This window comes from Microbacterium sp. NPDC077663 (assembly GCF_044542795.1).
In the GTDB taxonomy this organism is placed as follows: Bacteria; Actinomycetota; Actinomycetes; order Actinomycetales; family Microbacteriaceae; genus Microbacterium.
In genome coordinates this window covers 30,641-57,209 of sequence record NZ_JBITVE010000001.1, presented here as the reverse complement: position 1 = coordinate 57,209, position 26,569 = coordinate 30,641, and the positions used below count along the sequence as shown (strand labels likewise).

Sequence of the window (26,569 nt, the reverse complement as noted above, 5' to 3'; positions counted from 1 at the left end):
GACGGTCACAGTCGGAAGGGCGTGTACGAGCCCCACGTCCCACCGGCGGAGGGATCACCCCGACCCGCATCGGGATGCGTGTTCAGCACTGCCTCGGGAATGCCCTCCGGCAGATAGCCGCCGGGGATCCATGCCTCGTTCGCGCCGGCCTCGTTGCCCCGCGGCATCCGGAGGTTGCCGTTGACGATCTCCTCGTAGTTGAAGTCCGCCCGCGTGATGTCCACCGCGTTGCCGCCCTCGTCGACGAAGAAGTTCTCACCCAGGCCGAGCATGACGCCGAGCTTCCTCGGATCGCCGTCGGCCTGCGTGATGATGTTGTCGATCTCTGAGGTCGGGAACACGAACGTCGTGCCCTGATTGCCGGGCCCGTAGCGGTCCAGGCTCTCGGAGCGGTAGAACCGCGTCGCGCCGCCCTCGAACCGCTGCAGGTGCTGCTGGATGTAGTCGGCGTCGAGATACTCCGCCGGGTACGGCCGATTCGGCTTGCCCGATCCGACGACGCGATCCGGGGTGTGCCAGGAGTCCTTCTTCCAGCCGTCGCGGAGGGCCTCGGGGACGTCGGTCCCATCGAGATCGTTCACGCGACTCGTGCTCTGGTTCTGCTTCTGCCCGTGCTTGCGGAACATCTCCGCCAGCTGGCGGACGTGTACAGGGACGCCGTCGAGCGAGTTCTTCAGCGGACGGACGACTTCTCCGATACCCACAGGTCAGTCGCCTCCGATGTTCAGGCCGGCAAGGTCCGACATGAGCCGTTCGGTGAGCGTCTCGACGTCGGCCGCGTGCTGCTCCATCTCGCCCTGCGACTGCTCGAGCGCCTGCAGGTCGGCGTAGAACTCGTCGGGGTCGCCCGCGACGGCCTCGACGATGGGCGAGTCGAGGGCGGCCATGATGACGCCCGGCAGCTCGTTCATGAGCGGTTCGATGACCATGGGGAGCACCTGGTTCAGCACCTGCTCCACGGCGATGTCGACGGCCGCGTTCAACAGCTTCTTTTTGATGATCAGCATGGGCCCCGCGCCCGCTGCCGTGATCGGGTTCGTGAGCATCGCCACGAGCGTGATCATCGTCGTGGTGACGTCGGCGATCACCTTGATCTTCAGCGCCGTGACGGCACCTGCCGCGATGTCGACGCCCGTCGGCACGGGGCCGAGGATGTCGAGCAGCTTCTGCAGGTTCTGGGAGCGATTCGCATTCCAGGCGCCGACGTAGGCCGGGCCCGCCTGACCTCGGAGGGCGACGGCGAGCTCCGTGTTGACCTTGCGGTCCATCGCCTGCAGCTTGCCCTCGAGCTCCGTGCGGAACACCTCGATGATGTGTCCTCCGCGACGGAGCTCATCCTCATCGATGTCGGGCCAATCGAACCCGAGCTTCTCCATGACCCAGATCAGCTCGTTCGGCAGCATCATTCCCATGGCGGAACCTCCCGCGACGACATTAGGCGAACCTGGGGACCGATTTCGATGGGGAGAACTCCCCCGTCATCGAGGCGCTACAATCCGCCGCGCTCAGTGGAAGAAGTGGCGCTCCCCGGTGAAGTACATCGTCACGCCGGCGGCCTGCGCGGCGTCGATGACCTCCTGGTCGCGCACGGACCCGCCGGGCTGGATGATCGTCGTGATCCCGGCATCCAGCAGGACCTGCGGTCCGTCCGCGAAGGGGAAGAACGCATCGGATGCCGCGACCGAGCCTGTCGCCCGGTCACCGGCGCGCTCGACGGCGAGACGGCACGAGTCGACCCGGTTGACCTGCCCCATGCCGATGCCGACCGTGGCGGAGTTCTTCGCCAGGACGATCGCGTTCGACTTCACCGCACGGCAGCTCTTCCACGCGAACGACAGGTTCTCGAGCTGGTCGTCGGCGGGGCGCTCGCCCGACACGAGCTGCCAGGAGTCGACGAGCGATTCGATCTCGTTCGGGAACCGGTCGGCGTCCTGCAGGAGCAGGCCGCCCGACACAAGACGCACGTCCATCGGTTCCTGCCGCCAGTCCGCCGGGAGCTGCAGCACGCGCAGGTTCTTCTTCAGCTTGAACACCTCGAGCGCCTCGGGCTCGAAGTCGGGCGCGACGATCACCTCGGTGAAGATGTCGCGCAGGTTCTCAGCCATCTTGAGGGTCACGGTGCGGTTCGCGGCGATCACGCCGCCGAACGCCGACACGGGGTCGCACTCGTGCGCGCGCAGGTGCGCCGAGGCGATCGGGTCGAGCGCCTGCGGGGCGCCGATCGCGATGCCGCAGGGGTTCGCGTGCTTGATGATGGCGACCGCAGGCTTGATGAGGTCGAACGCGGCGCGCAGCGCGGCATCCGCGTCGACGTAGTTGTTGTAGGACATCTCCTTGCCCTGCAACTGCGTCGCCTGGGCGATGCCGTGACCGCCGACGCGGGTGTAGATCGCCGCACGCTGGTGCGAGTTCTCGCCGTAGCGCAGTGTCGCCAGGCACTCCGCCTTGATCGTGAGGTGCTGCGGCAGGTCGCCCTCGCCCTCGAGCGTCTCCTCCGCGAACCAGGTCGCGACGGCGCGGTCGTACGCGGCGGTGTGCGCGAAGGCGCGTGCGGCGAGCTCGCGCCGCTGCCCGAGGGTGGTGCCGCCCTGGCCGAGCGCGTCGACGATCGCGGGGTAGGACTCGGGCGAGACGGCGATCGCGACGTTGGCGAAGTTCTTCGCCGACGCGCGGACCATCGCCGGCCCGCCGATGTCGATCTGCTCGACCACGGCGTCGCCCTGCGCGCCCGAGGCGACGGTCTCGACGAACGGGTAGAGGTTCACGACGACGAGTTCGAAGGGCAGGATGCCGAGCTCGCCCAGCTGGGTCTCGTGGTCCTCCAGGCGCAGGTCCGCGAGAAGACCCGCGTGCACGCTCGGGTGCAGCGTCTTGACGCGTCCGCCGAGCGACTCGGGGAAGCCGGTGATCTCGGCGACGTCCTTCACGGCGATGCCGTTCTCGCGCAGGAGCGCTGCGGACCCGCCGGTCGACACGATCTCGACGTCGGCGGCAGTGAGCGCCTGAGCGAGCTCGAGCAGCCCGGTCTTGTCGCTCACCGAGATGAGAGCCCGGCGCACGGGCACGACGTCGCGGTCGCGGTAGAGGGAGGGATCGATCTGCGGTCCGGCCATGCGGGAACTCCTCGGGTCGGGGGCGTTCGGATGCGGTTCAGGAAGTGAGGTCGAGCTCGCCCGTCGCGATGCGGCGGACGACGTCGATGAGCAGCCGGCGCTCGACCGGCTTGATGCGCTCGTGAAGGGAGTGTTCGGTGTCGTCCGGAAGGACAGGGACCCGTTCCTGCGCGAGGATCGGGCCGGTGTCGACGCCGTCGTCGACGACGATGACGCTGGCGCCGGTCTGCTCGACGCCGGCGGCGAGCGCGTCACGCACGCCGTGCGCCCCGGGGAACTCCGGCAGGTACGCCGGGTGCGTGTTGATGAGGCGCGGCGCCCACGCGGCGACAACTGCTGCCGGCAGCAGGCGCATGAGCCCGCTCAGGACGACGAGGTCGGGCTTCCAGACCTCGAGCTGCGCGAGGAGCTCGTCTCCCCACGCCTCGCGGCTGTCGAACTCCTGGTACGGGACCATGAAGGTCGGGATGCCGTACGTCTCGGCGTGTGCGAATCCGTCGGCCTGCCGGTCCGCCCCCACGACGATGATGCGTGCGGGGAAATCCGGCTCGATCGCGGCGTCGAGGAGCGCACGCAGATTGGATCCCGTGCCCGAGATGAGGACGGCGACCGTGAGCACCGGATCAGTCTAGCGGGGCGGTCGGGAACTCATCGGGCGAGGGTGCGGGTGCGGTCGACCGGACCGGCTGGGGTGTCGGCGTCGCCAGGGGAGCCTCGCGCACGAGCGGAGACTCCGAGCGGGACGGGTCGTCCTCACCGCGCGGCGAGAGCAGGACGATGGCCGCGCCGACGGCGACTTCGGCGGCCGCGACAAGGGCGACGAGCCACGGTTCCGGGCCGACCTGCGTGAGTCGGCCCGGACCGATCGACCCCTGCGCAGCCCACGCGAGGACGGCGACGATCGCCCCGGTCCCGACGGCCACGACGGCGAGGGCGACCAGGCGCGGGCGCAGAGGCTCGGCATCCGTCGCCGACGCGACCAGCAGAGCGCCGCGCATCGCGGCGCCGGCCAGCGCACCGAAACCCACGACGACGAGGGCGAGCAGCAGGAGCCAGCCCGACGTCGAATCGGGGAGGACACCGAGCACGGGGATGCCGGGCACCACACCCAGGCTCGTCGCCGCCGGCGACACGGCGGTCCCGGTCCCGACCGCGAAACCCGGGCCGACGGCGAATCCGGCGAACCACACCACGAGGGTCGGGAGGTAGAGGATGCTGCCCAAGGCGAGGACCACGACACCGAGCAGGTCGGCCTGCGCCGCCTGGGTCAGCGCGATGACCTCTCCGCCCCGGACGAAGAACAGGACGGCGAGGACGACGGCACCCACCGCCACGATCCCGGCGACGCAGATCGCGACGCCGCGGGCACCGGCGTCCACCGCCTCCTGGACGTCGTCCGGGAGGCGTTCGGAGAGTGCGTCGATGATGCCGTCGTCGCCGTCGTTCCAGGCGCGGAGGACGGCGCCGATGAGCGCGGGGACCGCGAAGACGAGAGTCGGGCCGGCGACAGCGGCCAGCAGGTCGACCGACGCGACCGAGGCGCGACCGGACAGCGCGATCACGGCCGAGACGGCGGCGACCGTGACGGTGCCGCCGACGACACCGGTCACCCACGCGCCGGCGCGCGCGGCACGAGACCCCGACCGCCACGCCGAGGCCGCGGTGAACAGGGCCAGCGCAGTGGGCGCGAGCGACAGCGTGAACTGCGCACCGCCCGTCGGCAGCCCGCCCAGCACGACGAGCTCGGCCGGGAGCGAGACAGCGACCGGTGCGAAGTGCCCGAGCTGCCAGATCGTCGCCGCGGCGGGCCACAGCGCCGCCCAGTCGGCGTCGCCGCCGATCCCGAAGATCCAGACGAGGGTGACGGGCGCGAGCACGACGCCAACGCCGACCGCGACGGCCAGGAGGGCGTCGACGGCGGCGAGGAGGGAGACGAGCAGGCGATTCACAACAGACCGACCCTACCCGCGGCGACGCCTCCGGCCCGGCTCCCGCACCGCGGGCTGCCTCAGCCGCGCAGGACCTTCTCGAGCGCCTTGCCCCGCGCGAGCTCGTCGACGAGTTTGTCGAGATAGCGGATGCGGCGCATCAGCGGGTCCTCGATCTGCTCGACGCGGACGCCGCAGACGACCCCGGTGATCTCCGACACCGCCGGGTTCAGCTCGGCCGCCGCGAAGAACTCCTCGAACGTCGCCTCGGTGTCGATCTGACGCGCCAACGCCGCGTCGTCGAAGCCCGTCAGCCAGCGCACGACCTCGTCGAGTTCCGCCTTCGTGCGCCCCTTGCGTTCCACCTTCGCGAGGTAAAGCGGGTAGACCGCGGCGAACGGGGTGCCGAAGATCCGGTGCATGCCGCCAGGGTACGCCGCCGCCCCCACCACGTCGACGGCGAGCGACTACCCTCGGAGGGTGAACAGCACCACCTCCCGCACGTCCCGGGGTGCCGCAGCCCCGGCATCCGCCTCGTTCCTCGACCGCTACTTCGAGATCAGCCGACGAGGCTCCACGATCGGCACCGAGGTCCGCGGCGGACTCGTGACCTTCGTGACGATGGCCTACATCGTCATCCTGAACCCGGCGATCCTGTCGACGCCCGACGTGGAGGGTCTCACCCTCGAGCCGTCAGCCGTCGCTGCATCGACCGCACTGACCGCGGGCGTCATGACGATCCTCTTCGGCCTGGTCACCCGCCTTCCGTTCGCCTTCGCGGCCGGTCTCGGCATCAACGCGTTCGTCGCCTTCTCGGTCGTCGGTCAGGTCTCGTGGGGCGAGGCGATGGCGCTCGTCGTCATCAACGGTCTGATCATCGTGCTGCTCGCCGCCACCGGCCTGCGCAAGCTCATCTTCGATGCGGTGCCGGTGCAGCTCAAGCTCGCGATCACGGTCGGCATCGGCCTGTTCATCGCCTTCATCGGCTTCGTCAACGCCGGTTTCGTGAACCCCGCCGAAGGGACGCCCCTCGAACTCGGCGTCGGCGGCTCGATCACCTCGCCCGCGACGCTCCTGTTCATCGCCACGCTGCTGATCGGCGGCATCCTCATGGCTCTGCGGGTGAAGGGCGCGATCCTCATCGCCCTGGTCGCCGGGACGATCCTCGCCGCGATCGTGAACATCTTCACGCCGGTCGCGGACTTCGGCCTGTCCGGCAGCATCGTCGCCGCGCCGAATCTCAGCCTCGTGGGCGCCATCGACTTCGGTTTCGACTGGAGCCGCGTCGGGTTCGTCGCCCTCATCATGTTCGTCTTCACCCTCGTCTTCACGAACTTCTTCGACGCGATGGGCACGATGACGGGTCTCGCACGCGAGGCGGGACTCGCCGACGAGCGCGGCAACTTCCCGCGCATCAAGTCGGCGCTCATCGTCGAGGGTGTCGGCGCCGTCGTCGGCGGTGGCACGTCGTCCTCGTCCGCGACGGTCTTCGTCGAGTCCGGCTCGGGGATCGGCGAGGGCGCCCGGACGGGTCTGGCCAATGTCGTCACCGGCGTGCTCTTCCTGCTCGCGATGTTCATCACCCCGGTCACGGGACTCGTTCCCGGGTTCGTCGCCGCGGCCGCCCTGGTCCTCGTCGGTGCGCTCATGCTGACGCAGATCAAGAACATCGACCTGTCGGACTTCAACGTCCTGCTGCCGGTCTTCCTCACCGCCACGGTCATGCCGCTGACCTACTCGATCGCCAACGGCATCGGCGCCGGCTTCATCAGCTGGGTCGTGCTGAACACGTTCTCGGGCAAGGCGAAGCAGGTGCACTGGCTGCTGTGGATCGTCGCCGCCGGCTTCGTCCTGTACTTCGCCCGCGGTCCCATCGAGGCGGCCTTCGGGGTCTGACCCGGCCCGGCGGGCCGACCGCCGAGGTCCCGATCGAGCCGGGTATCGCCTACGCTTTCCCGGCCGGATCGGGACCTGGGCCGCCAGGACGGAAACGACGAAGGGGCGGATGCCGCAGCATCCGCCCCTTCGTGCGTCAGATCAAAGCGCCTCGATGATGGCTCGCATCAGGTCGGCGGTCTCGGACGGGGTCTTCCCGACCTTGACGCCGGCGGCCTCGAGGGCCTCCTTCTTGGCCTGTGCGGTGCCCGCCGAGCCCGAGACGATGGCGCCGGCGTGGCCCATGGTCTTGCCCTCGGGAGCGGTGAAGCCGGCGACGTAGCCGACGACCGGCTTCGTGACGTGCGCCTTGATGTAGTCGGCCGCGCGCTCCTCGGCGTCGCCGCCGATCTCGCCGATCATGACGATGGCCTTGGTCTCGGGGTCGGCCTCGAACGCCTCGAGGGCGTCGATGTGCGTCGTGCCGATGACCGGGTCGCCGCCGATGCCGATGGCGGTGGAGAAGCCGAGGTCACGCAGCTCGAACATCATCTGGTAGGTCAGGGTGCCCGACTTCGAGACGAGGCCGATCGGGCCCTTGCCGGTGATGTTGGCGGGCGTGATGCCGACGAGCGCCTCACCGGGCGTGATGATGCCGGGGCAGTTCGGTCCGATGATGCGGGTCTTGTTGCCCTTGCTCTTGGCGTACGCCCACGCCTCGGCGGTGTCGCCGACGGGCACACCCTCGGTGATGACGACGAGCAGCGGGATCTCGGCGTCGATCGCCTCGATCATGGCGTCCTTCGTGAAGGCGGGCGGCACGAACGCGATGGAGACGTCGGCGCCGGTCTTCTCGATGGCCTCGGCGACCGAGCCGAAGACGGGGAGGTCGACCTCGCCCTCGTGCGGCTTCTCGTGGGTGACGGTGGTGCCGGCCTTGCGGGCGTTGACACCGCCGACGACGTTGGTCCCGGCCTTCAGCATGAGGGCGGTGTGCTTGGTGCCCTCACCGCCGGTGATGCCCTGGACGATGACCTTGGAGTCCTTATTGAGGTAGATAGACATGTCTGTGGTCCCTGTGTCTCAGTAGTCTCGGCGCGCCTCAGGCGTTCGCCAGCTCGGCGGCCTTGTCGGCGCCCTCGTCCATACCGGCGGCGAGCGTCACGAGCGGGTGGTTCGCCTCGGCGAGGATCGCGCGACCCTCTTCGACCTGGTTGCCGTCGAGGCGGACGACGAGCGGCTTGGTGGCCGCGTCACCCAGGATCTCGAGGGCCTTCACGATGCCCTCGGCGACGGCGACGCACGACGTGATGCCGCCGAAGACGTTGACGAAGACGCTTTTGACCTGCTCGTCGCCGAGGATGACGTCGAGACCCGACGCCATGACCTGGGCGTTCGCGCCGCCGCCGATGTCGAGGAAGTTGGCGGGCTTCACGCCGCCGTGGTTCTCACCGGCGTAGGCGACGACGTCGAGGGTCGACATGACCAGGCCCGCGCCGTTGCCGATGATGCCGACCTGGCCGTCGAGCTTGACGTAGTTGAGGCCGGATGCCTTCGCCTTCGCCTCGAGCGGATCGGCGGCGCCCTTGTCTTCGAGCTCTTCGTGCTCGGGGTGACGCACCTCGCTCGCGTTGTCGTCGAGCGACACCTTGCCGTCGAGGGCGACGATGTCACCGGCGCCGGTGCGGACGAGCGGGTTCACCTCGACGAGGGTCGCACCCTCGCCCTTGTAGACGTCGTAGAGCTTGACGAACACGTCCGAGACCTTCTCGACGAGGTCCTCGGGGAAGTTTGCGGCCGTCGCGATCTCGACGGCCTTCGCCTTGTCGATGCCCTGCAGCGGGTCGACCTCGATGCGCGCGAGCGCCTCGGGACGCTCGACGGCGAGCTCTTCGATCTCCATGCCGCCCTCGACCGAGCAGAGGCTCAGGTACGAGCGGTTCGAGCGGTCGAGCAGCACGGAGAAGTAGAACTCTTCGGCGATGTCGGCGCCCTGGGCGACCATGACGCGCTGGACGACGTGGCCCTTGATGTCGAGGCCGAGGATGGCCTCGGCTGCCGCGTAGGCCTCGTCGGGGGTCTTGGCGACCTTGACGCCGCCGGCCTTGCCGCGACCTCCGGTCTTGACCTGAGCCTTGACGACGACGACACCGCCGATCTTCTCGGCAACGGCCTTCGCCTCCTCAGGGGTGTCGGCGATGATGCCGGCGAGCACCGGCACCTCGTACTTCTCGAACAGGTCTCGTGCCTGGTACTCGTAAAGGTCCACTGCAATCCTTCGCTGGGCGACGGTGGGGGTGACGGGCGCGGAACTATCTCGATGTCGAGAGATCGCCCGGTCGAAAAGCCTACTACCCGCGCCTGAGTGCCCCGCGCGGGGCCCCCTCCTTCGGCGGGGGCTCTCTCAGCCCGCGAGCGCGGCGGTCCAGACCTGACGGTGCTCCCGCACGTAGTCCGTGACCACGCGCCAGTGGTGACCGTGGCCGGCGGAGAACATGGCCGCCCACGGCTCGACGCCTGCGGCATGCGAGCGACGCAAGAGGTCGTGCATGGCCGCCGCGCGAGCGGCCATCGCGTCGGGCAGCCCACGGCGCAGGTCGTCGTCCGCGCCGTACGCGTCGACGAACGTCGCCAGCGCCGCCGCGGCGACGTCCGGTGCGACCGAGGTGTCATTGAGGGTGAACGACTGCGCGGCGTAGGCGAGGTCCCACAGCCGGGTACTCGGCCCGGCGGCATCCCAGTCGATGAACACCCACCGGTCGTCGCCGACGACGAGGTTCCACGGGGCCAGGTCGTTGTGGCAGACGAGCTCGACTCCGGGCGCGGGGATCGCGGTCGCCCACCTGGAGTCGACGGGCGCCGTCCATGTCGCACTCGCGTCGTGGATCGCCCGCACCATCGCGCCGACGCGCCGCACCCCGCTCTCCGTCATCCGACCGCGATCGATCGCGAGCTCCCCGGGCACGAACTCGAGGATCTGCCTCCCAGCCTCGTCGCGCCCGAGCGCTTCGGGTACGTCGACCCCGGCGGAGCGCAGGGCACCGAGGTAGGCGGTGACGCTGGGCGTCGACACGGTCCACGGCTTGCGCACGGTGTCGCCGACCCGGACCACCACGCCGCTCGCGTTGCCGCCGGCGAGAGGTTCTTCGCGCGGCATCCGTCAGATCCAGCCGCGTTCGCGGGCGGTGATCGTGGCCTGTTGACGGGTCGCGAGACCCAGTTTTCCGAGGATCGACGACACGTGGTTGCGGACGGTGCCGGCGGAGAGGTGGAGGGATGCCGCGATGTCGGCGATCGTCTCGCCGCGGGCACCGGCGCGCAGCACGTCGAGCTCGCGATCGGTGAGCGGCGAGCGTTCGTCGCTCAGCGCGTCGGCGGCGATCTCGGGGTCGACGTACCGGCGGCCGGCGGCGACCTCGCGGATCACCGCGGCGACGTCTCCCGCGGGCCGCGACTTCGGCACGAAGCCGTCGACCCCGGCGCCGAGCGCGCGCCGCAGCACGCCGGGGCGCGCGTGGCGGGTGACGACGACGCACCGCGCGGGGATGCGCTGACGGATGCGGGACGCAGCCTCGACGCCGTCGATCCCCGGCATCTCGAGATCGAGCAGGCACACGTCGGGGCGCAGTTCGAGCGCGCGGGCGACCGCGCTCTCGCCGTCGGCGCACTCCGCGACCACGTCGAGGTCGTCCTCGAGGGCGAGCAGGGCGGCGAGCGCCGTGCGGATCATGTCCTCGTCGTCGGCGATGAGCACACGGATCATGCGATTCCTCCTGCGGCGGGCACGGTCACGACGAGTTCGAAACGATCGTCCGCCCGGTGGGTGGTGACATCCCCGCCGACCACACCGACGCGATGGGTGATGCCCTCGAGTCCGGCGCCCGCGCCGATGGTCGATCCGGCGCCGGGGTCGTTCGCGGCGGTGAGCCGCCAGAGGTGGCCGGTGCGTTCGAGCCCCAGCCGCGCCCACCGGCCGCCGCCGTGCTTGAGCACGTTGGTCGTGCACTCGCGGACGACCGGTCCCAGCAGGTCGGCGGGGGCGGATGCCGCGTCCGCCGCGACGTCGAGCGTGACCTCCAACCCGGCGGCCCGGAGCAGATCCGCCGCATTCGCGAGTTCGTCGGGCAGCGGAACCCCGCGGAACCGGCCGGCGAGCGAGCGGGTGCCCTCGCGCGCCTCGTCCACCGACGCCCGGGCGAGCGCGATCTGGTGGGCGGCGGCATCCGGGTCGCGTCCGATCATGCGCTCGGCGAGCTCGAGCTGCAGCGCGATCACCTGCAGGTGGTGGCCCTGCAGGTCGTGCAGTTCGCCCGCCAGGCGCAACCTCTCCTGCACAGCCGCGAGGCGCGCCTCCGTGCGCCGCGCGTGGTCGAGTTCGAGCACGACGTCCCACGACCAGAGCGAGAGGGCCTGGGTCATGGGCAGCAGGACGGCGAACAGCGCCGTCACGAAACTGTCGCTGGGCACCGCGCGGGACAGTTCCAGGATCCACAGCGCCACGAGGGCGACCTCGAGCAGCACGACGCCGCGCCAGCGGATGCCGGGTCCCCAGCGCACGAGGCACAGCGTCGACCCGACCAGGGCGGCGCCCAGGAGGATCGAGCCGCACAGGACGGCGAGAACGACGGATGCGGCGAGAGCACCGATCACGGGCAGCGACAGGAATCGTCGACGCCAGCCCGGCCGGTCCCGCTCATCCAGGTCTCCGTCGCGGCGGTAGCGCGCGAGGAGGACGACCGTCGCGGCCGTGAGGGCGCCCGAGGACACGAGGAAGCCGACGACGAAGACGGCGTCACGCGCCCCGTCGCGCGCGACCAGCATCACGACGCCCCACATGAAGAGCGTGATCAGCAGGAAGGCCACCATCGACGACGCGATGTACCACCCGGTGGCCGTCACCCCGCGGGCGAGCGAGACGGCGGTGCGCGTCGGGGTCGGGTCAGGGCTCGTCACACCGCCACAGTACGACCATGACGAATGTCACCCCTCGGGTCATCGGACCTCCCGCCGAGAGGTGACGCCACGACACTGCCGCCGTCGCCGGGTCCTGGGTGGGATGGGATCACGGCGATACGAGATCCGGTCGCCGCATCCGAGAGGACATCATGTCGAACCCCGTCTCCGACCTCGTCGCCGGTTTCCAGGACCTCGTCGCCCAGGTGCCCGACCTCGTGCAGCCGCTCATCGTGGCGCTCGCGGGAGCCGTCCCCTTCATCGAGGGCGAGGGCGCGGCCGCGATCGGCATCATCGGCGGCATCCACCCGGTCGTCGCCGCGATCGCCGGCGCGGCCGGCAACTTCCTCTGCGTCGCGATCGTCGTCCTGGTGACCGCCCGCGTCCGCACCGCCGTCACGACCCGCGGAGGCGGCGCCGAGAAGCCCCCGTCCGCGCGGTCCGAGAAGTTCCAGAAGGCGTACCACCGTTACGGAACGCCCGGTGTGAGCCTGCTCGGCCCCCTCATCCTGCCCACCCAGTTCACCGCCGCGGCGCTCGAGGGCACGGGTGTCCCGACCCGCGTCGTGCTGTTCTGGCAGGGCACGGCGATCGTCCTGTGGACCACCCTCGTCACCCTGATCATCACCGGGGTGATCGCCGCGGCCGGCTGAGTCAGTCGACCCGTCGGAGGCTTCGCGATGCGGGGCCTTCGATGCGTTCACCCTCGGCCGTGAACCGCGAGGCGTGCAGCGGACAGTCCCACGTGCACTCGAGGTCGTTCCACTCCAGCACGCCGCCGAGGTGCGGGCACACCGCGCTCACCGCACGGGTCTCCCCCGCGACGGTCGAGATGCCGACCGGGTGACCCGCCCGCTGCGCCACGACCCCCTCGCCCTCGGCGGGTTGCGACACGGGGACGGCCTCCCCTTCGGCCGCAGCCCATCCCTTCGACGCCGCCGCCGCGACCTTCACGTTCTCGGCCGCGCCCCGCGCGAGGTCGGCGGGCACCGTGAGGCGCGTCCCGATCTGCGTCATCCATCGGGGGCGATCGCGCCAGCTCTCGCCGCGCAGTTCACTGACGATGCGCAGCGCCGCCGCGGGCGCATTCGTCAGGCCCCATTTCGCATATCCGGTCGCGAAGCGGACGCGTCCGAGCGATCGGGGCATGGCGCCGATGAACGGCACGCGGTTGTGCGACGTGTAGTCCTGCGCCGACCACCGGTGGGTCTCCTCCCCCACCGGGAGCGTCTGCCGCGCCCACTGGACGAGCTCGTCGAGCAGCGCACGCTCCGATGTGGCCCGTCCGACCGGGTGACCCGCGCCGCCCACCACGATCTGCGCGATGTCCGACGGTCCGTCCTCCGGCGAGATCGTGCGTACCGACCGGGTCGGCTCATCGGCGGAGAGGTACATCCCGTCCGGCAGGGGGTCGGTGAGCGTGAACGAGACGCAGGCCGACCGCATCCCGCTCACCTTCGCCCAGTACAGACCGCGATCGAGGATCGGGATGCCGGTGGCCACCACGACCTGCGAGGCGAAGAGCGGACCGAGGTCGGTCTCCACCCGCGGCTCGGGGAAGACCTTCACGCCGCGGACGTGGACGCCGAGATGCAGGGTGCCGCCGGCTGCGACGAAGGCATCGGCGAGCGCCGCGAGCATCTGCATCGGATCGATCGCCCGCTGGTCGTCGAGCGCGACGGCCGCCACCATCGGGACGGCGGCCTCGCGGAGTTCGGCGTCGTCGACGAGCCGCACGGCCAGACCCGCCTCACGGGCGGCGTCGTACTCCTTCACGACCGAGGAGCGCCCGTCGTCAGCCTGGGCGTACGTATAGGCGGTGCGCGACGTGAGCGGCACCCCGAGCTGCTCGGCGGTGCCCGTCATCCACGCGAAGCCGTCGCGGTTCGCGTCGACATAGGCACGGACGAGGAATGCCGGGTGCCCCGATCGCAGCGACGAGAGCGTCGTCCCCTGCAGCAGTGACACCTTGCCGGTGTTCGAACCCGACGCGAGTTCGCCGATCGCACCGCGCTCGACGAGGGCGACGTCGACCCCGGAGCGCGCGAGTTCGTACGCGGTCGCGAGACCGGTGAGCCCCGCCCCGACGACGACGATCTCATGACGGCTGCCGGGGGCGAAGGGGACGCCGGCGGACTCCGACGGACGGTGCTTCCACAGGGAGGACATGGGCCGAGTCAACGTCGTCGCATCGCCGACACCACAGGCCTTGACAGAACCCCCTCGCAGTAGGCTTCCCTGCATGGCCGACGACCTCCGTCCCACGGGAAGCACAGTGGTGGCCGCCGCGCTCGCCCTGTTCGCCGAGCACGGTTACGAGCAGACGTCGGTCGAGCAGATCGCGCAGTCCGCCGGCGTCTCACGGTCGACGTTCTTCCGCCAGTTCGGCGGCAAGGACGATGTCGTCTTCGCCGACCACGAGGTGCTGCTCGAGACGCTTCGGACGTATCTCGCCGATCCTCACGAGAACCCGTGGGCGGCGGTGTGCGAGGCGTCCGTGCAGGTGTTCCGTCACTTCGCCGCCGACCCCGAGGTCGCGCGCCGGCGATACGCCGTCGTCCGTCAGGTGCCGTCGCTCCGCGACCGCGAGATCGTCACCGTCTTCCGTTACGAGCGGCTGTTCGACGACTACCTGCGACGCTCCGTCCCGGGTCTCGACCCCGTCGACGCGGTGGCGTTCGCCGCCGCCGTGACGGCAGTGCACAACCACGTCCTGCGACGACTGCTCCGCGGCCCGAAGCGGGTCTCCGCCACGGTCCTCGAGTCCGCCTACGACGAACTGCTCCGGCGCTTCGGCGTCCACCCCGATCCCGAGCCGCCGTCCGGCGACGACGTCGTCGTGGCGACGTTCCCTCGACGGATGCCGCCGGCCGAAGTGGCGCGCCGACTCGGCTCCCTGCGCTGACACCACGCAACTGATACGGCGTCCCACTCTAGGTGGAACTGGATACCAACCCGGCGTATCCTGTCGCGATGACCACTCCTCTGCCCGGCGGCTCCTCCGGTCGCTACGACGTGCTCGGCCGTCTCGACACGGACTACTACGCCGTCTTCGCCGACATCCTGGCCGCCGACCGCGAGGTGTGGCAGCGGGCGCAGGGCTTCGTCGACGAGATCGGCGACCGGATGCGGGACGCGTGGGACACCGCGCAGTACCCGCTCGACATCGCCCGGCGGTTCGGTGAGTTGGATCTGCTGAACGACGGCATCGACCATCCCCGGCTCGCCCGCTTCTCGCCCCTGGCGGCCGGGCTCGTGAACATGGAAGTCTCGCGCGGCGACGGGTCGCTGGGGACCGTGCTGGCGGTGCAGGGCGGGCTCGCCCTGCGGACGCTGGCCCTGTTCGGCAGTGAGGCTCAGCAGGAGCGGTGGCTGACGGCGATCGCGCGGTTCGAGGTTCCCGCCGCCTTCGCCCTCACCGAACCCGACCACGGGTCGGACTCGGTCTCGCTCGAGACGACAGCCCGGCGCGAGGGCGAGGGCTGGGTCCTCCGCGGCGCGAAGAAGTGGATCGGCAACGGCGCGTCCGGCGGAGTCACGTTCGTCTGGGCGCGCGTCGACGCCGAGGGCGACGAGCACCACGGTGCCGTCCGGTGCTTCCTCGTCGAGCAGGACCGTCCCGGCTACACCGGCACCGTGATCGCCGGCAAGGCGTCGCTGCGCGGCATCCACCAGGCCCACATCGCGCTCGACGACGTGCGGGTGCCCTCCGACGCGGTCCTGCCCGGGACGAGGACCTTCAAGGATGCCTCGACGGTCCTCTACGCGACCCGTTCCGGCGTGGCGTGGTCGGCGCTCGGACACGCGACGGCGTGTTACGAGGCGGCCCTTCAGTACGCGCAGCAGCGCGTGCAGTTCGGCAAGCCGCTCGCCCGTTTCCAGATGGTGCAGGAGCGCCTCGCGCACATGCTGGAGGACCTCACCGCCATGCAGCTCTACTGCCGTCGCCTCGCCGACCTCGAGACCGCCGGGGGCCTCCGGCCCACGCAGGCATCGCTCGCGAAGTTCCACAACACGCGGGCCGCGCGTCGGGTCGCCGCCACGGCCCGAGACCTGCTCGGCGGCAACGGCATCCTGCTCGAGAACGGCGTGATGCAGCACATGGCCGACATCGAGGCCATTCACACCTACGAGGGCACCGAGTCGGTGCAGGCGCTCCTGCTCGGGCGCGACATCACCGGCGTGAGCGCGTTCGCCTGACCCGTTCCCCCGCGCCGGGGCGGCGGGCAGGATGAGGGGATGTACGAGATCCCCGCGCCGATGCTCGCGAAATCCGTCCCCGGCATCCCCGACTCCGAGAAGACCGCGGGCGGCCTGCTCTACGAGCCGAAGTGGGACGGCTTCCGGGCCCTGATCGGCTGGGACGGGTCGGAGGTCGAGATCGGCTCGCGCGGGTCGAAGCCGCTGACCCGCTACTTCCCCGAGCTCGTCGACGCGGTCTCGCGCCTCGTGCCGGAGCCGTGCCTGCTCGACGGCGAGATCGTCGTCGCGGACGGGGAGCCGGGCTCGCAGCGACTGCAGTGGGAGCAGCTGTCGCAGCGCATCCACCCGGCGGCATCCCGCGTCGCGTTGCTCAGCGAGACCACCCCCGCCATGTTCGTCGCGTTCGACCTGCTCGCCCGCGGCGACCGCGACCTGCAAAGCGCACCGTTCTCCGAGCGCCGCGCGCAGCTCGAAGGCCTGTTGGGCGGCGTGCCGCATCCGATCCACCTCACCCGCACGACCACCGACGCGGCCCTCGCCGAGCGCTGGCTGGCCGAGTTCGAGGGCGCGGGGCTCGACGGAGTGGTCGCCAAGCCCCTCGCACTTCCCTACGCGCCCGGCAAGCGCACGATGTTCAAGATCAAGCACGCCCGCACGGCCGACGTCGTCGCCATGGGCTACCGCATCCACAAGAGCGGCGAAGGGGTCGGCTCGCTGCTCGTCGGACTCTACGACGGCGGCGGGCGCCTCCACCAGGTGGGCGGAGTCGCGGCCTGGAGCAACGCCCGCCGGCTCGAGCTCATCGACGAACTCGCACCTCTCGTCGTCCGCGACGAGGACGGTGACGCGGTCACCGGTCAGTCCGACCGTTCCCGGTTCACCGCCTCGAAGGACACCTCCTTCGTTCGCCTGCGTCCGGAGCGCGTGCTCGAAGTGGCGTACGACCAGCTCGAGGGCGACCGCTTCCGCCACACCGTGCAGTTCCAGCGGTGGCGCCCCGACCGCGATGCCCGCTCGTGCACGTTCGATCAGCTCGAGACCGTGTCGGCCTACGACTTGGCCGACGTCCTCAGCTGAGTCAAGGGGCCTCGCCCGAAGGGGCAGGTCGATAGGGTCGCTGCATGGGCCTGTTCTTCACCTCCTCACGTTCGGTGCGACCCGACGAGAACACGCCGTTGCTGGTGACCTCGGCCGGCAAACCGGGCAGCATGTGGTCCGACGGTTTCGGGACGCTCGCGACCCGATCGCTGCAGGTGATCATCGTCGGCGTGATCGCCACGGCGCTCATCCTCGGGATGCTGCAGCTCACCGTCGTCGTCATCCCCGTCCTCCTCGCGCTCATCATCGCCTCGGCGGCCGCGCCACTCATGGCGTGGCTGCGGCGGCACGGGATCCCCTCGGTGTTCGCGACCATCCTCACGCTGCTGGCCTTCGTCGTCGTGCTGGGAGGAATCGGCTGGCTGGTGGTCAACGCCGTCCGCGACGAATTCGACGATCTGTCGAGCAAGGCGCGGGACGGGTTCCAGAGCGTGCTCGCCTGGGCCGAGTCGCTGCCGTTCGACATCGATCAGAAGCAGATCGACGAGTGGGTCGGCACCGCCACCGACTTCGTCACGAGCTCCCAGTTCGGCTCGGGCGCCCTCGCCGGAGTGAGCGCCGTCGCCAACTTCCTCACCGGGCTCGTCCTCATGATCGTCACGCTCTTCTTCTTCCTGAAGGACGGCCCGAAGCTCTGGGAATTCCTCATCCGCCCCTTCCGCGGATCGAACTACGAACGCGCCGTGCGCGTGGGTCACAAGGCCGTTCAGACTTTCGGTGCCTACCTCCGTGGCACGGCCGCCGTCGCCGCTGTCGACGCCATCGGCATCACGATCGGCCTCCTCATCCTGCAGATCCCGCTCGCACTGCCGCTCGGCGCGCTCGTCTTCGTCCTGGCCTTCATCCCCATCGTGGGAGCGACGGTCGCCGGAATCCTGGCCGCGCTCGTCGCACTCGTGACGAACGGCCTGGTACCGGCGATCTGGGTGGTCGTGGTCGTCGTGGCGGTGAACCAGCTCGAAGGCAACTTCCTGCAGCCGTTCCTGATGGGGCGGTCGATGAAGCTCCACGCCTTCGCGGTCCTCATCGTGCTGACCATCGGCACTGTGCTCGGCGGCATCGTCGGCGCGATCCTCGCCGTGCCGTTGACCGCTGCCGCGTGGGGCATCATCCAGGTGTGGGACGGACCGAACACTCCCGCCCGGTGGGCGCGACGGAAGAAGCCGCTCGAGGAGAAGGCAGACTCGGTCACGGCAGGGACGCCGCGCACCGCCGACTGAGCGTCAGTCCTTTTTCGCGCGCGACGGCTGCACCCGCGGCGGCTCACCCGGCATCTTCGGGAACTCGGGCGGGAACGGCAGTTCACCCAGCCCCGCCTCGAGATCGCGCTCCCACCAGGCGAGGAGCGTGTCGATCCGCCCGGGCGCATCCTGCAAGCCCTCCCAGGGGTCACCGATCGCGGCGAGGCGGTCCGGCACGGTCCGCACCGTGAACGCGGCGGGGTCGACGCCCTCGGCGAGCTCGTCCCAGGTGATCGGAGTCGCCACGGTGGCCCCGGGCAGCGCACGCGGGCTGTACGCCCCGGCCATCGTGCGGTCGCGGTTCGCCTGGTTGAAGTCGACGAAGATGCGCTGTCCGCGCTCCTCCTTCCACCAGTTCGTCGTGACACGGTCCGGCATCCGCCGTTCGAGTTCACGTCCCGCGGCGATCACCGCATGACGCACATCGAGGAACTCGTGCGTCGGCTCGATGGGGCAGAAGACGTGGATGCCGCGGTTCCCGCTCGTCTTGAGCCACGATTCGAGCCCGGCCTCGCGAAGCACCTCTCGCAGGATCGGTGCGACCGCAGCGGCATCCGTGAAGTCGGTCCCGGGCTGCGGATCGAGGTCGATGCGCAGCTCGACCGGGTTGTCCGTGTCGGCGGCGAGCGAGGCCCACGGATGGAAGACGACCGTGTTCATCTGCACCGCCCAGACGGCCGCGGCGATCTCACCGAGAACGACCTGGGGATGCCGTCGCCCGCTGTTGTACGTGCACATCACCTGGTCGACGTAGTCGGGTGTGCCCTTCGGCGGATTCTTCGAGAAGAAGCTGTCGCCGTCGACGGTGTCGGGGAAACGCTCGAGCGAGACCGGGCGGTGCCCGTTCGCGCTCAGGAAGGGGCCGGCGACGGCGAGGAGGTACTCGGCGAGCTCGTGCTTGGTGATACCCGGCTCGGGGAAGACGACGCGGTTCGGGCTGGAGAGCGAGAGCTCCCTGCCTCCGGGCAGCTGCAGGGTGATCCGCTCCGATGCCATGGGCCCCACCCTAAGGGCGGACCACCGGCGGGGACAGGGGCTTGCTCAGTCCTCGTCGGTCTCGGCGTCGGCGGCCGCGTCGACGGTCTCCGCCGCGTCGGCGATCGTGATCAGCGCGTCCAGCTCGGCACGCTCGATACGGATCCACGGACCGGCGGGGTCGATGAGGAATCCGTCGAGGCCCGACTCGCTCTTGAGGGCGGCACCGAGCTGCGCCGCGGTGAGCGGCATCGGCTGATCCTCGCGGCGGAGCGTCAGCACTTCGAGCGGGTGCGAGAAGACCTGAAGGTACCGACCGCCCTCGGCAGAGCGCGCTTCGGCGACACCCATGCCCTGGCCGTCGGCACGGGGCCCTGCCGCGATCCAGGCGCCACGCGCGACCAGGGCGTCGACGACGGCGCGGGCCGTTTCCGCGGTGCGCGGGCCTGCGAGCAGGTTCTTGATGGTGAACTCGGGGTCGGCCTGGTCGAGGCTGCGCTGGATGAGGCCCGTCGGCAGGACGATGCGGCGGCCGGGTCCGGCGTGGTCGAAGACGATGCCGTCGTAGCCCGCGTCGATGACGTTGCGCAGCACGCGCTGCGAGGGCTGGGACAGGATCGACGTGTTCTGAGCCTCATCGCCGAGCCCGGCCTGCAGCGCGGCCGCGCCGGTGTACGCGAGCAGGAACTTCTTCTCGCCGACGATGGAGATCGCCAGTCGCAGCGGCTCGCCCGCGGCGGCCTGTGCACGGGCGTCGCCGAGGATGCGCAGGTACAGGGTGCCCTGCAACGCCTGGCGCATGACGGCGAGGATCGTGGCGTTGTCGACCTCTTCGGGGACCTCCGCCAGCGCGGTGCTCAGCAGTGTGTTGTCGGGCATTCCGGGGCGACTCTCGCTCGGAGCGGGAGCCGTCTCGGGCGTCTTCGGCAGGCGCTCCGGCTCGGGCGCGGGACGCGGAACCGGCTTGCCGTAGGTCGAGACCGAGATCGGCACGTGCGGGACGGGTTCGACATCCGCCTCGTCGGCCTGCTCGGCTGCGACGGCGGCGCTGACGTCCTGCTGGACCTCGTCGACGTCGGCCTGCGCGTCGACGGGCACCTCGCCCGTCGGATCGGAGTCCTTCTTCGGGCGGCGGGAGAACAGAGCCATTGCTTCAGGGTACGCGGGATGCGGCCACCCGGACGCTCCTCACAGCTTGGTGATGGGCGCCACCTTGATCAGCAGCTTCTTCGGCCCGGCCGTGTCGAACCGCACGTGCGCGACGCGCTTCGCTCCTTCGCCGGTGACCATGTCGACCTTGCCCTCACCGAAGTCGTCGTGACGGATGCGGTCGCCCGCCGCCAGCTCCATGTCGCCGTTGTCGCGGATCTTCGCCGGGATCCGGTTGGCGAACTTCGCGAGGGCGTCGGACTTCTCGCGCGGCGGCAGCGGCACGAGATCGTCGCCGTAACGGTTGGAGCCGCCGAACCGGGAGCCGGATCGAGCGTTGAGCGCCCGCGACTGCGTGCCGCCGCGGGAGTTGACGTCGCCGGGCGACTGTCGCCAGTCGATCAGCTCGTGCGGGATCTCCTGCAGGAACCGGCTCGGCATCGCGGCGGACACCTCGCCGAACTGGGCGCGGGTCATCGCGAGCGACAGGTGCAGGCGCTTGCGGGCGCGGGTGAGCGCGACGTAGAAGAGGCGACGCTCTTCCTGCGGACCGCCGGGCTCCCCCGCCGAGATGCGGTGCGGGATGAGGTCCTCCTCGACGCCCGTGACGAACACGGCGTCGAATTCGAGGCCCTTCGCGGTGTGCATCGTCATGAGCGAGACCGAACCGCTCGCGTCGTCGAGGTCGTCGGCATCCGACACCAGCGTCACTTCGGTGAGGAAATCGAGCAGGGTGCCGTCGGGGTTGTTGCGCGCGAACTCCCGCGTGACCGCGACTAGTTCGTCGAGGTTCTCGACGCGCGCCTCGTCCTGCGGGTCCTTCGACATGCGCAGTGCGTCGTAGTAGCCGGACTTGTTCAAGAGGACGCGCAGGCCCTCGGTCACCGAGGTCGACGGCGCGATCTCGCCCGAGCCCGGCAGCATGATCTCGGACGCCTCGGCGAGCACGGCGTCGAGCTCGGCGATCGACTTCTGCACCTTGGCGCCGACGCCGAGCGCGGAGGCGTTCGCGAGGGCGTCGCGGAAGGTGATGCCCTCGGATGCCGCGTAGCGTGCGATCGCCGTCTCGGTGACGTCGCCGATGCCCCGGCGGGGTTTGTTGAGGATGCGGCGGACCGCCATCTCGTCGGCGGGGTTCGCGACCGACACGAGGTAGGCGAGGGCGTCCTTGATCTCGGCGCGCTCGTAGAACTTTGTGCCGCCCATGATCTTGTACGGCACGGCCGAGCGGATGAAGATCTCCTCGAGCGCACGGGACTGCGAGTTGGTGCGGTAGAAGACCGCCATCTGCGCGTAGTCGACGCCCTTGCGGTGCAATGACTCGATCTCGTCGGCGACGAACTGCGCCTCGTCGTGCTGCGAGTAGCCGGTGAAGCCGATGATGGGGTCGCCGTCGCCGACGTCGGTCCACAGCTTCTTGTCCTTGCGGTCGAAGTTGTGGCCGATCACGGCGTTGGCGGCCGACAGGATGTTCTGCGTCGAACGGTAGTTCTGCTCGAGCAGCACGACCTTCGCGCCCGGGAAGTCGCGCTCGAACTCGCTGATGTTGCGGATGTCGGCGCCGCGGAACGCGTAGATCGACTGGTCGGAGTCGCCGACGACGGTGAGCGATGCGCCCGCGATCTCGGGGGCCTCGTCGGGCTCGAAGATCATCATGCCGCCGCTGGAGAACGCATCGCCGGCCTTGCCGACGACGGGTCGCGTCAGCTCGTGGATGAGCGCGTACTGCGCGTGATTGGTGTCCTGGTACTCGTCCACCAGGATGTGCCGGAACCGCTTGCGGTAGACGTCGGCGACGTGCGGGAACGCGCGGAAGAGATAGACGGTCTGCGCGATGAGGTCGTCGAAGTCGAAGGCGTTCGCCCTCTGCAGCGACCGCTGGTAGTCGGCGAAGATGTCGACGAAGACCCGTTCGGCGGGATCGCTCATGTTCGCTTGGCGGGCGTAGGACTCGGCATCGGCGAGCTCGTTCTTGAGCTTGGAGATCCGGCCCTGGACGGCGGCGGGGGTGAACCCGAACGAGTCGCCCTCGTGCTCCTTGACGAGGCGTTTGATGAGAGCCCGCGAGTCACCGGAGTCGTAGATCGTGAAGCTCTTCGTGAAGCCGAACTGGTCGGCCTCGCGGCGCAGGATGCGCACGCATGCCGAGTGGAAGGTCGAGATCCACATGCCCTGAGCGCTCTCGCCGACGAGCTGCCGCACGCGCTCGCGCATCTCGCCCGCGGCCTTGTTGGTGAAGGTGATGGCGAGGATCTGGCTGGGGTACGCCTCACGCGTGCGCAGCAGCGAGGCGATGCGCCGGGTGAGCACACTCGTCTTTCCCGAACCCGCGCCGGCGATGATCAGGAGGGCCGGTCCTCGATGGATGACAGCCTCGCGCTGGGGCGGATTGAGCCCGGCCAGCAGGTCTTCGTCGGGTCGGGATTCGCCGGTGGGACGGGACGCTCCGGCGCCGACGATCACGGGCTTGATGGAGTCGCTCATGTCCCTTCGAGTCTACGTTCGCCCACGGACATCCCTCTCGCCCCGTCTGCCGCCTAGCGCGCGAGTGTCCGCGGAAGTCCGCGTGAGACCTGCGCGACGGCACGCGGCCGCCGCGCAGCGGTCGCCCCGCGGCGACGGCGCGGCGCGAGCGGTGCCGCGAGGTGCGTACGCGCATGACCCCGCAGCGCGCCCCACGCGAACAGCGCGGCAACAGCCGCGGGCATGGCTGGTCCGGCCGCTGCGGCGAGCGACCCCGAAGCGGCGATGGCGCCCACCGCGAGGAGCGGGACGAGGACGATCTCATCCCGCAACAGCGCGACGGCTCGTCGACGCGACCGGCTCTTGGGCGTCACCCAGAAGGTCGCGCGCCGCCCGAGCACCGTCCGGATCACGGCAGCGAGCACCACGAACGTCACCGAGGTGTAGAGCAGACCGGCGGCCAGCGCGAAGACCAGGCCCGCCGCGAGGCGGCGTGTGCGGGCGCGCCGCACCGCCTCCGGGAGCAGAGGCGCCAGCGCGGCGACGGCGGAGACGACCATCACCCAGACCGGCGGCGGTGTGCCGAGTCCGGCGAGAGCCGCCCCGCCGGTGAGCGCGATCGCACCGGCGAGCGCCGTCACCGGGACCAGCGCCGTCTCGAGCCCCAGGTCGAGACCCTCCCGCAGGGCGAGTTCCCGCATCCGCTCGGGATGCCGCAGGAACTCGACGGCGCCTTCTGCCGTCTTGCGCAGTTGCACGCGGAACGCCGCGTAGTCGATCGGGTAGTCCTCGGTGAATGCGACGTCGGCGTCGACGATCCGCCATCCTCGTCGGCGGAGTCGGACGGTCATCGCGAGATCCTCCGCGACGGCGTCGGGGAACCCGCCGACGTCGTCGATCGCCGCGGCCCGCACCAGCGCGCCGCGACCGAGGAAGGCGGTGACGCCGTGCGCCGCGCGTCCGCGCCGGGTCACGGCGAGATGGGTGGCCAGGAGCGGACCGAAGTAGCGGGCGAATCGGCTGCGACCGGGGGATGCCGCCGGTGAGGCCTGCGCCACGGCCACCGCAGGGTCGGCCAGGGCCGCGGCGCACACGCGCGCGACACCGGCATCGAGGACGACGTCGCTGTCGCAGACGAGGTAGGCGTCGTACCGTCCGCGGAGCCGGGCGATGCCGGCGTTCAGGTTGCCCGCCTTGAAGCCGGACCGGTCGGTGCGTCGGAGCACACGCCACCCCCGCGCAGAAGCCAGGGCGTCGACTTGCGCCATGACGCCCGGATCACGGGAGTCGTCGAGCAGTACGACGTCGACCGGGACGTCCTGACGGGCGCTGCGGACCACGGCCGCGGCATCCAGATCGTCGCAGACGCAGACCAGCAGGGCGATGCGATCGGGACGCGTACCTCCCCCGACGGACTCGGCTCGGCGCGGGGACGAGGCGCGCACCCACAGCGCGAGCGCGCGTCCGCCCGCCACCCAGGTCAGCGCGCTCGCCACGGCGAACGCGACCGCGAGCGGTGATCGCGATTCCGCCGCCCAGGTCACGAGCGGCACGACGAGAGCGACCCACACGGCGATCACGAGCGCCGTCGAGGAGCGCGCCGCGCGAGAGTTCACAGGAGGCGCCGCTCGGTGGCCCACGCGGTCAACTCGTGGCGCGACGACAGCTGAAGCTTCCGCAGCACCGACGACACGTGCGTCTCGACCGTCTTGACCGAGATGAAGAGCTCCTGCGCGACTTCCTTGTAGGCGTACCCGCGGGCGATGAGGCGCATCACCTCCTGCTCCCGGCGCGAGAGTCGATCCAGTTCGTCGTCGACGATGGCCGTCTCGCCCGCTGCGGCACCGAAGGCGTCGAGCACGAAACCGGCCAGGCGGGGCGAGAACACCGCATCCCCTCCGGCGACCGCACGCACGGCTCGACTCACGTCCGCACCCGAGGAGCCCTTCGTGATGTACCCCCTCGCGCCGGCGCGGATGACGCGCACGACGTCCGCGGCGGCATCCGACACACTCAGCGCGAGGAAGCGCGTCGCGGTGCCGGTCGACCCGAGGATCACGGCCTCCCCGCCCAGCGCGTGCGCAGTGCCGTCGGCGCCCGGCAGGTGCACGTCGAGGAGGACGACGTCGGGCCGCTCCGACGCGATGACGGCGACCGCGCTCTCGACGTCCGCGGCTTCTCCGACCACCCGCACCGAGGGGTCGAGGTCGGCGCGGAGTCCCGATCGGAAGATCGAGTGGTCGTCGACGATGACCACCCGCAGGGGTGCCGCGTCAGTCACGTCGCGCCCCCGTCGCCGGCAGACTCAACGCGACCTCCGTGCCGATGACCTCCGGCACCGATCGGATGACGGCGGAGCCGCCGGCACGCCGCATCCGTCCGATGATCGACTCGCGCACACCCCATCGGTCAGCCGGAACGGCCGCGGGGTCGAACCCCTCGCCGCGGTCGCGGATGAAGACGTCGACTCCGGATGCCGCGCCCTCGATGTACACCGAGACCTCACCGCCCGCGTGCCGCGCGGCGTTGAGCATCGCCTCCCGCGCGGCAGCGGCGAGTTCGCCGCTCGCGCGCTCGGTCGAGCTTCCCGTCGAGACGACGTCGATGCGGACGGGGAAGTCGAGCTCGAGCGCCCCGGCGTAGTCGCGGAGGTCGGTGGGCAGGTCGCTGTCCGCCGGGGAGTCCCCGTCGTAGAGCCACGCGCGCAGCTCGCGCTCCTGCGCGCGGGCGATGCGAGAGACCTCGCTCGACGCCTCGGACCGGTTCTGGATGAGCGCGAGCGTCTGCAGCACGGAGTCGTGCAGATGGGCCGCCATCGCCGCGCGCTGCTCCTCGCGGACCCGGCCGATCCGGTCGTCCACGAGTCGTCGCCACGCCTGCAGGAGAGCGGATGCCGCGATCGCCAGAGCGCCCGCGACCGGCACGACGAGTTCGCCGAGGACCGCACGGCCGCCGCGCTCGTCGACCGCCGGGAGGATCACGATCACCGCGACGGCGAGCGCCGCGGCGGCGAGGACGCCCACGATCGTCGCGTGACGGGGGCCGCGGGCCGGGTCGGTGCGGTCGACCGCGCCCGCCCAGACACCCGAGGCGGCGGCGAGGACGGTGGCGGCCCACACCCACGGCACCGTCGACCAGAATCGCACGCCGTATCCGGCCCCCTCCCCCGTCGGCACCGTGAGCCACATCCACCGACCGTCCGGCGCAGTGAGCAGCAGGGCCACGAGTGCGACGCCTGCCCCGGACAGAAGCAACCACGCGACCGGCACACGCCGCGTGGGCGTCGTGTCGCCGCTGCGCACCGGCATGAACGCCCAGCACCACGCGTAGAAGAGGAGGCCGATACCGCCGCAGACGGCGGTGACCGCGAACAGCACCCGCACGCGTCTCACGGAGAGACCGAGGTGGTCCGCCAGACCTGCGGCGACGCCCGCAACGGCCATCTCACGCGGACGCGCCAGTCGTACACGACGGGGCCGCGCCACGGGGCGAGCGGGCCGCACCGGCCGCGCCGCGGCATCCGACACGGTCGAAGGGAGGGACATTCCCACATCACACCACCTCGTGCCCC

Annotated in this window: 24 protein-coding genes; 6 read left to right on the top strand and 18 right to left on the bottom strand. The window is 70.5% G+C overall.

The features are described 5' to 3' along the window. Positions 1-5: 5 nt before the first annotated feature. The 6 genes from ACIGEP_RS00260 to ACIGEP_RS00235 form a co-directional block, all read right to left on the bottom strand. Complete coding sequence (locus ACIGEP_RS00260; protein WP_396659628.1) at positions 6-704, bottom strand: hypothetical protein; 699 nt, start codon at positions 702-704, stop codon at positions 6-8. Between the two features lie 3 nt (positions 705-707). Further along, the gene (locus ACIGEP_RS00255; protein ID WP_396659627.1) at positions 708-1,412 is read right to left on the bottom strand and encodes a hypothetical protein; all 705 of its coding nucleotides are present in this window, start codon (positions 1,410-1,412) and stop codon (positions 708-710) included. A gap of 93 nt (positions 1,413-1,505) precedes the next feature. Next, positions 1,506-3,113: a bifunctional phosphoribosylaminoimidazolecarboxamide formyltransferase/IMP cyclohydrolase gene (gene purH, locus ACIGEP_RS00250; RefSeq protein WP_396659626.1), complete on the bottom strand. Its 1,608-nt coding sequence runs from the start codon at positions 3,111-3,113 to the stop codon at positions 1,506-1,508. Positions 3,114-3,150: 37 nt separating this feature from the next. Continuing rightward, positions 3,151-3,732, bottom strand: coding sequence for a phosphoribosylglycinamide formyltransferase (gene purN / locus ACIGEP_RS00245; protein ID WP_396659625.1), 582 nt, complete (start codon positions 3,730-3,732; stop codon positions 3,151-3,153). Positions 3,733-3,736: 4 nt separating this feature from the next. Beyond that, positions 3,737-5,062: a DUF6350 family protein gene (locus ACIGEP_RS00240; protein ID WP_396659624.1), complete on the bottom strand. Its 1,326-nt coding sequence runs from the start codon at positions 5,060-5,062 to the stop codon at positions 3,737-3,739. 59 nt (positions 5,063-5,121) lie between these two features. Next, positions 5,122-5,463, bottom strand: coding sequence for a DUF2200 domain-containing protein (locus ACIGEP_RS00235; RefSeq protein ID WP_396659623.1), 342 nt, complete (start codon positions 5,461-5,463; stop codon positions 5,122-5,124). Between the two features lie 58 nt (positions 5,464-5,521). On the opposite strand from ACIGEP_RS00235, the gene ACIGEP_RS00230 reads away from it, so the two are divergent. After that, complete coding sequence (locus ACIGEP_RS00230) at positions 5,522-6,937, top strand: NCS2 family permease (RefSeq protein WP_396659622.1); 1,416 nt, start codon at positions 5,522-5,524, stop codon at positions 6,935-6,937. Positions 6,938-7,078: 141 nt separating this feature from the next. Here ACIGEP_RS00230 and sucD read toward each other — a convergent pair whose 3' ends face one another. The 5 genes from sucD to ACIGEP_RS00205 all read right to left on the bottom strand — a co-directional run bounded on the left by sucD (position 7,079) and on the right by ACIGEP_RS00205 (position 11,869). After that, the gene (gene sucD, locus ACIGEP_RS00225; protein WP_064001264.1) at positions 7,079-7,981 is read right to left on the bottom strand and encodes a succinate--CoA ligase subunit alpha; all 903 of its coding nucleotides are present in this window, start codon (positions 7,979-7,981) and stop codon (positions 7,079-7,081) included. 37 nt (positions 7,982-8,018) lie between these two features. Next, complete coding sequence (sucC, locus tag ACIGEP_RS00220; protein WP_396659621.1) at positions 8,019-9,185, bottom strand: ADP-forming succinate--CoA ligase subunit beta; 1,167 nt, start codon at positions 9,183-9,185, stop codon at positions 8,019-8,021. A gap of 135 nt (positions 9,186-9,320) precedes the next feature. Then, positions 9,321-10,073: a phosphotransferase gene (locus ACIGEP_RS00215; RefSeq protein ID WP_396659620.1), complete on the bottom strand. Its 753-nt coding sequence runs from the start codon at positions 10,071-10,073 to the stop codon at positions 9,321-9,323. 3 nt (positions 10,074-10,076) lie between these two features. Further along, positions 10,077-10,679 carry a response regulator gene (locus tag ACIGEP_RS00210; protein WP_396659619.1) on the bottom strand — a complete coding sequence of 201 codons (603 nt, stop codon included), beginning with the start codon at positions 10,677-10,679 and terminating at the stop codon, positions 10,077-10,079. Next, positions 10,676-11,869, bottom strand: a complete 1,194-nt coding sequence (locus ACIGEP_RS00205) for a sensor histidine kinase (RefSeq protein WP_396659618.1) — start codon at positions 11,867-11,869, stop codon at positions 10,676-10,678. The genes ACIGEP_RS00210 and ACIGEP_RS00205 overlap by 4 nt, the downstream gene beginning before the upstream one ends. 152 nt (positions 11,870-12,021) lie before the next feature. Between ACIGEP_RS00205 and ACIGEP_RS00200 the strand changes: the two genes are divergently transcribed. Beyond that, a complete protein-coding gene (locus ACIGEP_RS00200; protein ID WP_396659617.1) occupies positions 12,022-12,522 on the top strand; it encodes a small multidrug efflux protein in 501 nt (166 codons plus the stop codon). A 1-nt stretch (position 12,523) separates the two neighbouring features. On the opposite strand, the gene ACIGEP_RS00195 is transcribed toward ACIGEP_RS00200, so the two are convergent. Continuing rightward, entirely contained in the window at positions 12,524-14,038 is a 1,515-nt protein-coding gene (locus tag ACIGEP_RS00195; protein ID WP_396659616.1) for an FAD-dependent oxidoreductase, read from the bottom strand. A gap of 73 nt (positions 14,039-14,111) precedes the next feature. Between ACIGEP_RS00195 and ACIGEP_RS00190 the strand changes: the two genes are divergently transcribed. From ACIGEP_RS00190 to ACIGEP_RS00175, 4 genes are all read left to right on the top strand, one after another. Continuing rightward, the gene (locus tag ACIGEP_RS00190; RefSeq protein ID WP_396659615.1) at positions 14,112-14,774 is read left to right on the top strand and encodes a TetR/AcrR family transcriptional regulator; all 663 of its coding nucleotides are present in this window, start codon (positions 14,112-14,114) and stop codon (positions 14,772-14,774) included. Between the two features lie 68 nt (positions 14,775-14,842). Beyond that, positions 14,843-16,069, top strand: coding sequence for an acyl-CoA dehydrogenase family protein (locus ACIGEP_RS00185; RefSeq protein WP_396659614.1), 1,227 nt, complete (start codon positions 14,843-14,845; stop codon positions 16,067-16,069). 39 nt (positions 16,070-16,108) lie between these two features. Continuing rightward, entirely contained in the window at positions 16,109-17,149 is a 1,041-nt protein-coding gene (locus ACIGEP_RS00180; RefSeq protein WP_396659613.1) for an ATP-dependent DNA ligase, read from the top strand. Positions 17,150-17,193: 44 nt separating this feature from the next. Next, positions 17,194-18,390, top strand: coding sequence for an AI-2E family transporter (locus tag ACIGEP_RS00175; protein WP_396659612.1), 1,197 nt, complete (start codon positions 17,194-17,196; stop codon positions 18,388-18,390). A 3-nt stretch (positions 18,391-18,393) separates the two neighbouring features. Here ACIGEP_RS00175 and ligD read toward each other — a convergent pair whose 3' ends face one another. Genes ligD through ACIGEP_RS00145 form a run of 6 tightly spaced genes read right to left on the bottom strand, consistent with a single transcriptional unit; the run spans position 18,394 to position 26,543 of the window. Further along, positions 18,394-19,407, bottom strand: a complete 1,014-nt coding sequence (gene ligD, locus ACIGEP_RS00170; RefSeq protein WP_396659611.1) for a non-homologous end-joining DNA ligase — start codon at positions 19,405-19,407, stop codon at positions 18,394-18,396. A 45-nt stretch (positions 19,408-19,452) separates the two neighbouring features. Beyond that, complete coding sequence (locus ACIGEP_RS00165) at positions 19,453-20,535, bottom strand: SseB family protein (RefSeq protein WP_396659610.1); 1,083 nt, start codon at positions 20,533-20,535, stop codon at positions 19,453-19,455. A gap of 39 nt (positions 20,536-20,574) precedes the next feature. Beyond that, complete coding sequence (locus ACIGEP_RS00160) at positions 20,575-23,019, bottom strand: ATP-dependent helicase (protein ID WP_396659609.1); 2,445 nt, start codon at positions 23,017-23,019, stop codon at positions 20,575-20,577. Positions 23,020-23,072: 53 nt separating this feature from the next. Beyond that, positions 23,073-24,614 carry a glycosyltransferase family 2 protein gene (locus ACIGEP_RS00155; RefSeq protein WP_396659608.1) on the bottom strand — a complete coding sequence of 514 codons (1,542 nt, stop codon included), beginning with the start codon at positions 24,612-24,614 and terminating at the stop codon, positions 23,073-23,075. After that, positions 24,611-25,279 (bottom strand): LuxR C-terminal-related transcriptional regulator, encoded by a 669-nt coding sequence (locus tag ACIGEP_RS00150; RefSeq protein ID WP_396659607.1) that lies wholly within the window; start codon positions 25,277-25,279, stop codon positions 24,611-24,613. Before ACIGEP_RS00150 ends, ACIGEP_RS00155 begins: the two co-directional genes overlap by 4 nt. Then, complete coding sequence (locus tag ACIGEP_RS00145) at positions 25,272-26,543, bottom strand: PspC domain-containing protein (RefSeq protein ID WP_396659606.1); 1,272 nt, start codon at positions 26,541-26,543, stop codon at positions 25,272-25,274. Before ACIGEP_RS00145 ends, ACIGEP_RS00150 begins: the two co-directional genes overlap by 8 nt. Positions 26,544-26,569: the final 26 nt, after the last annotated feature.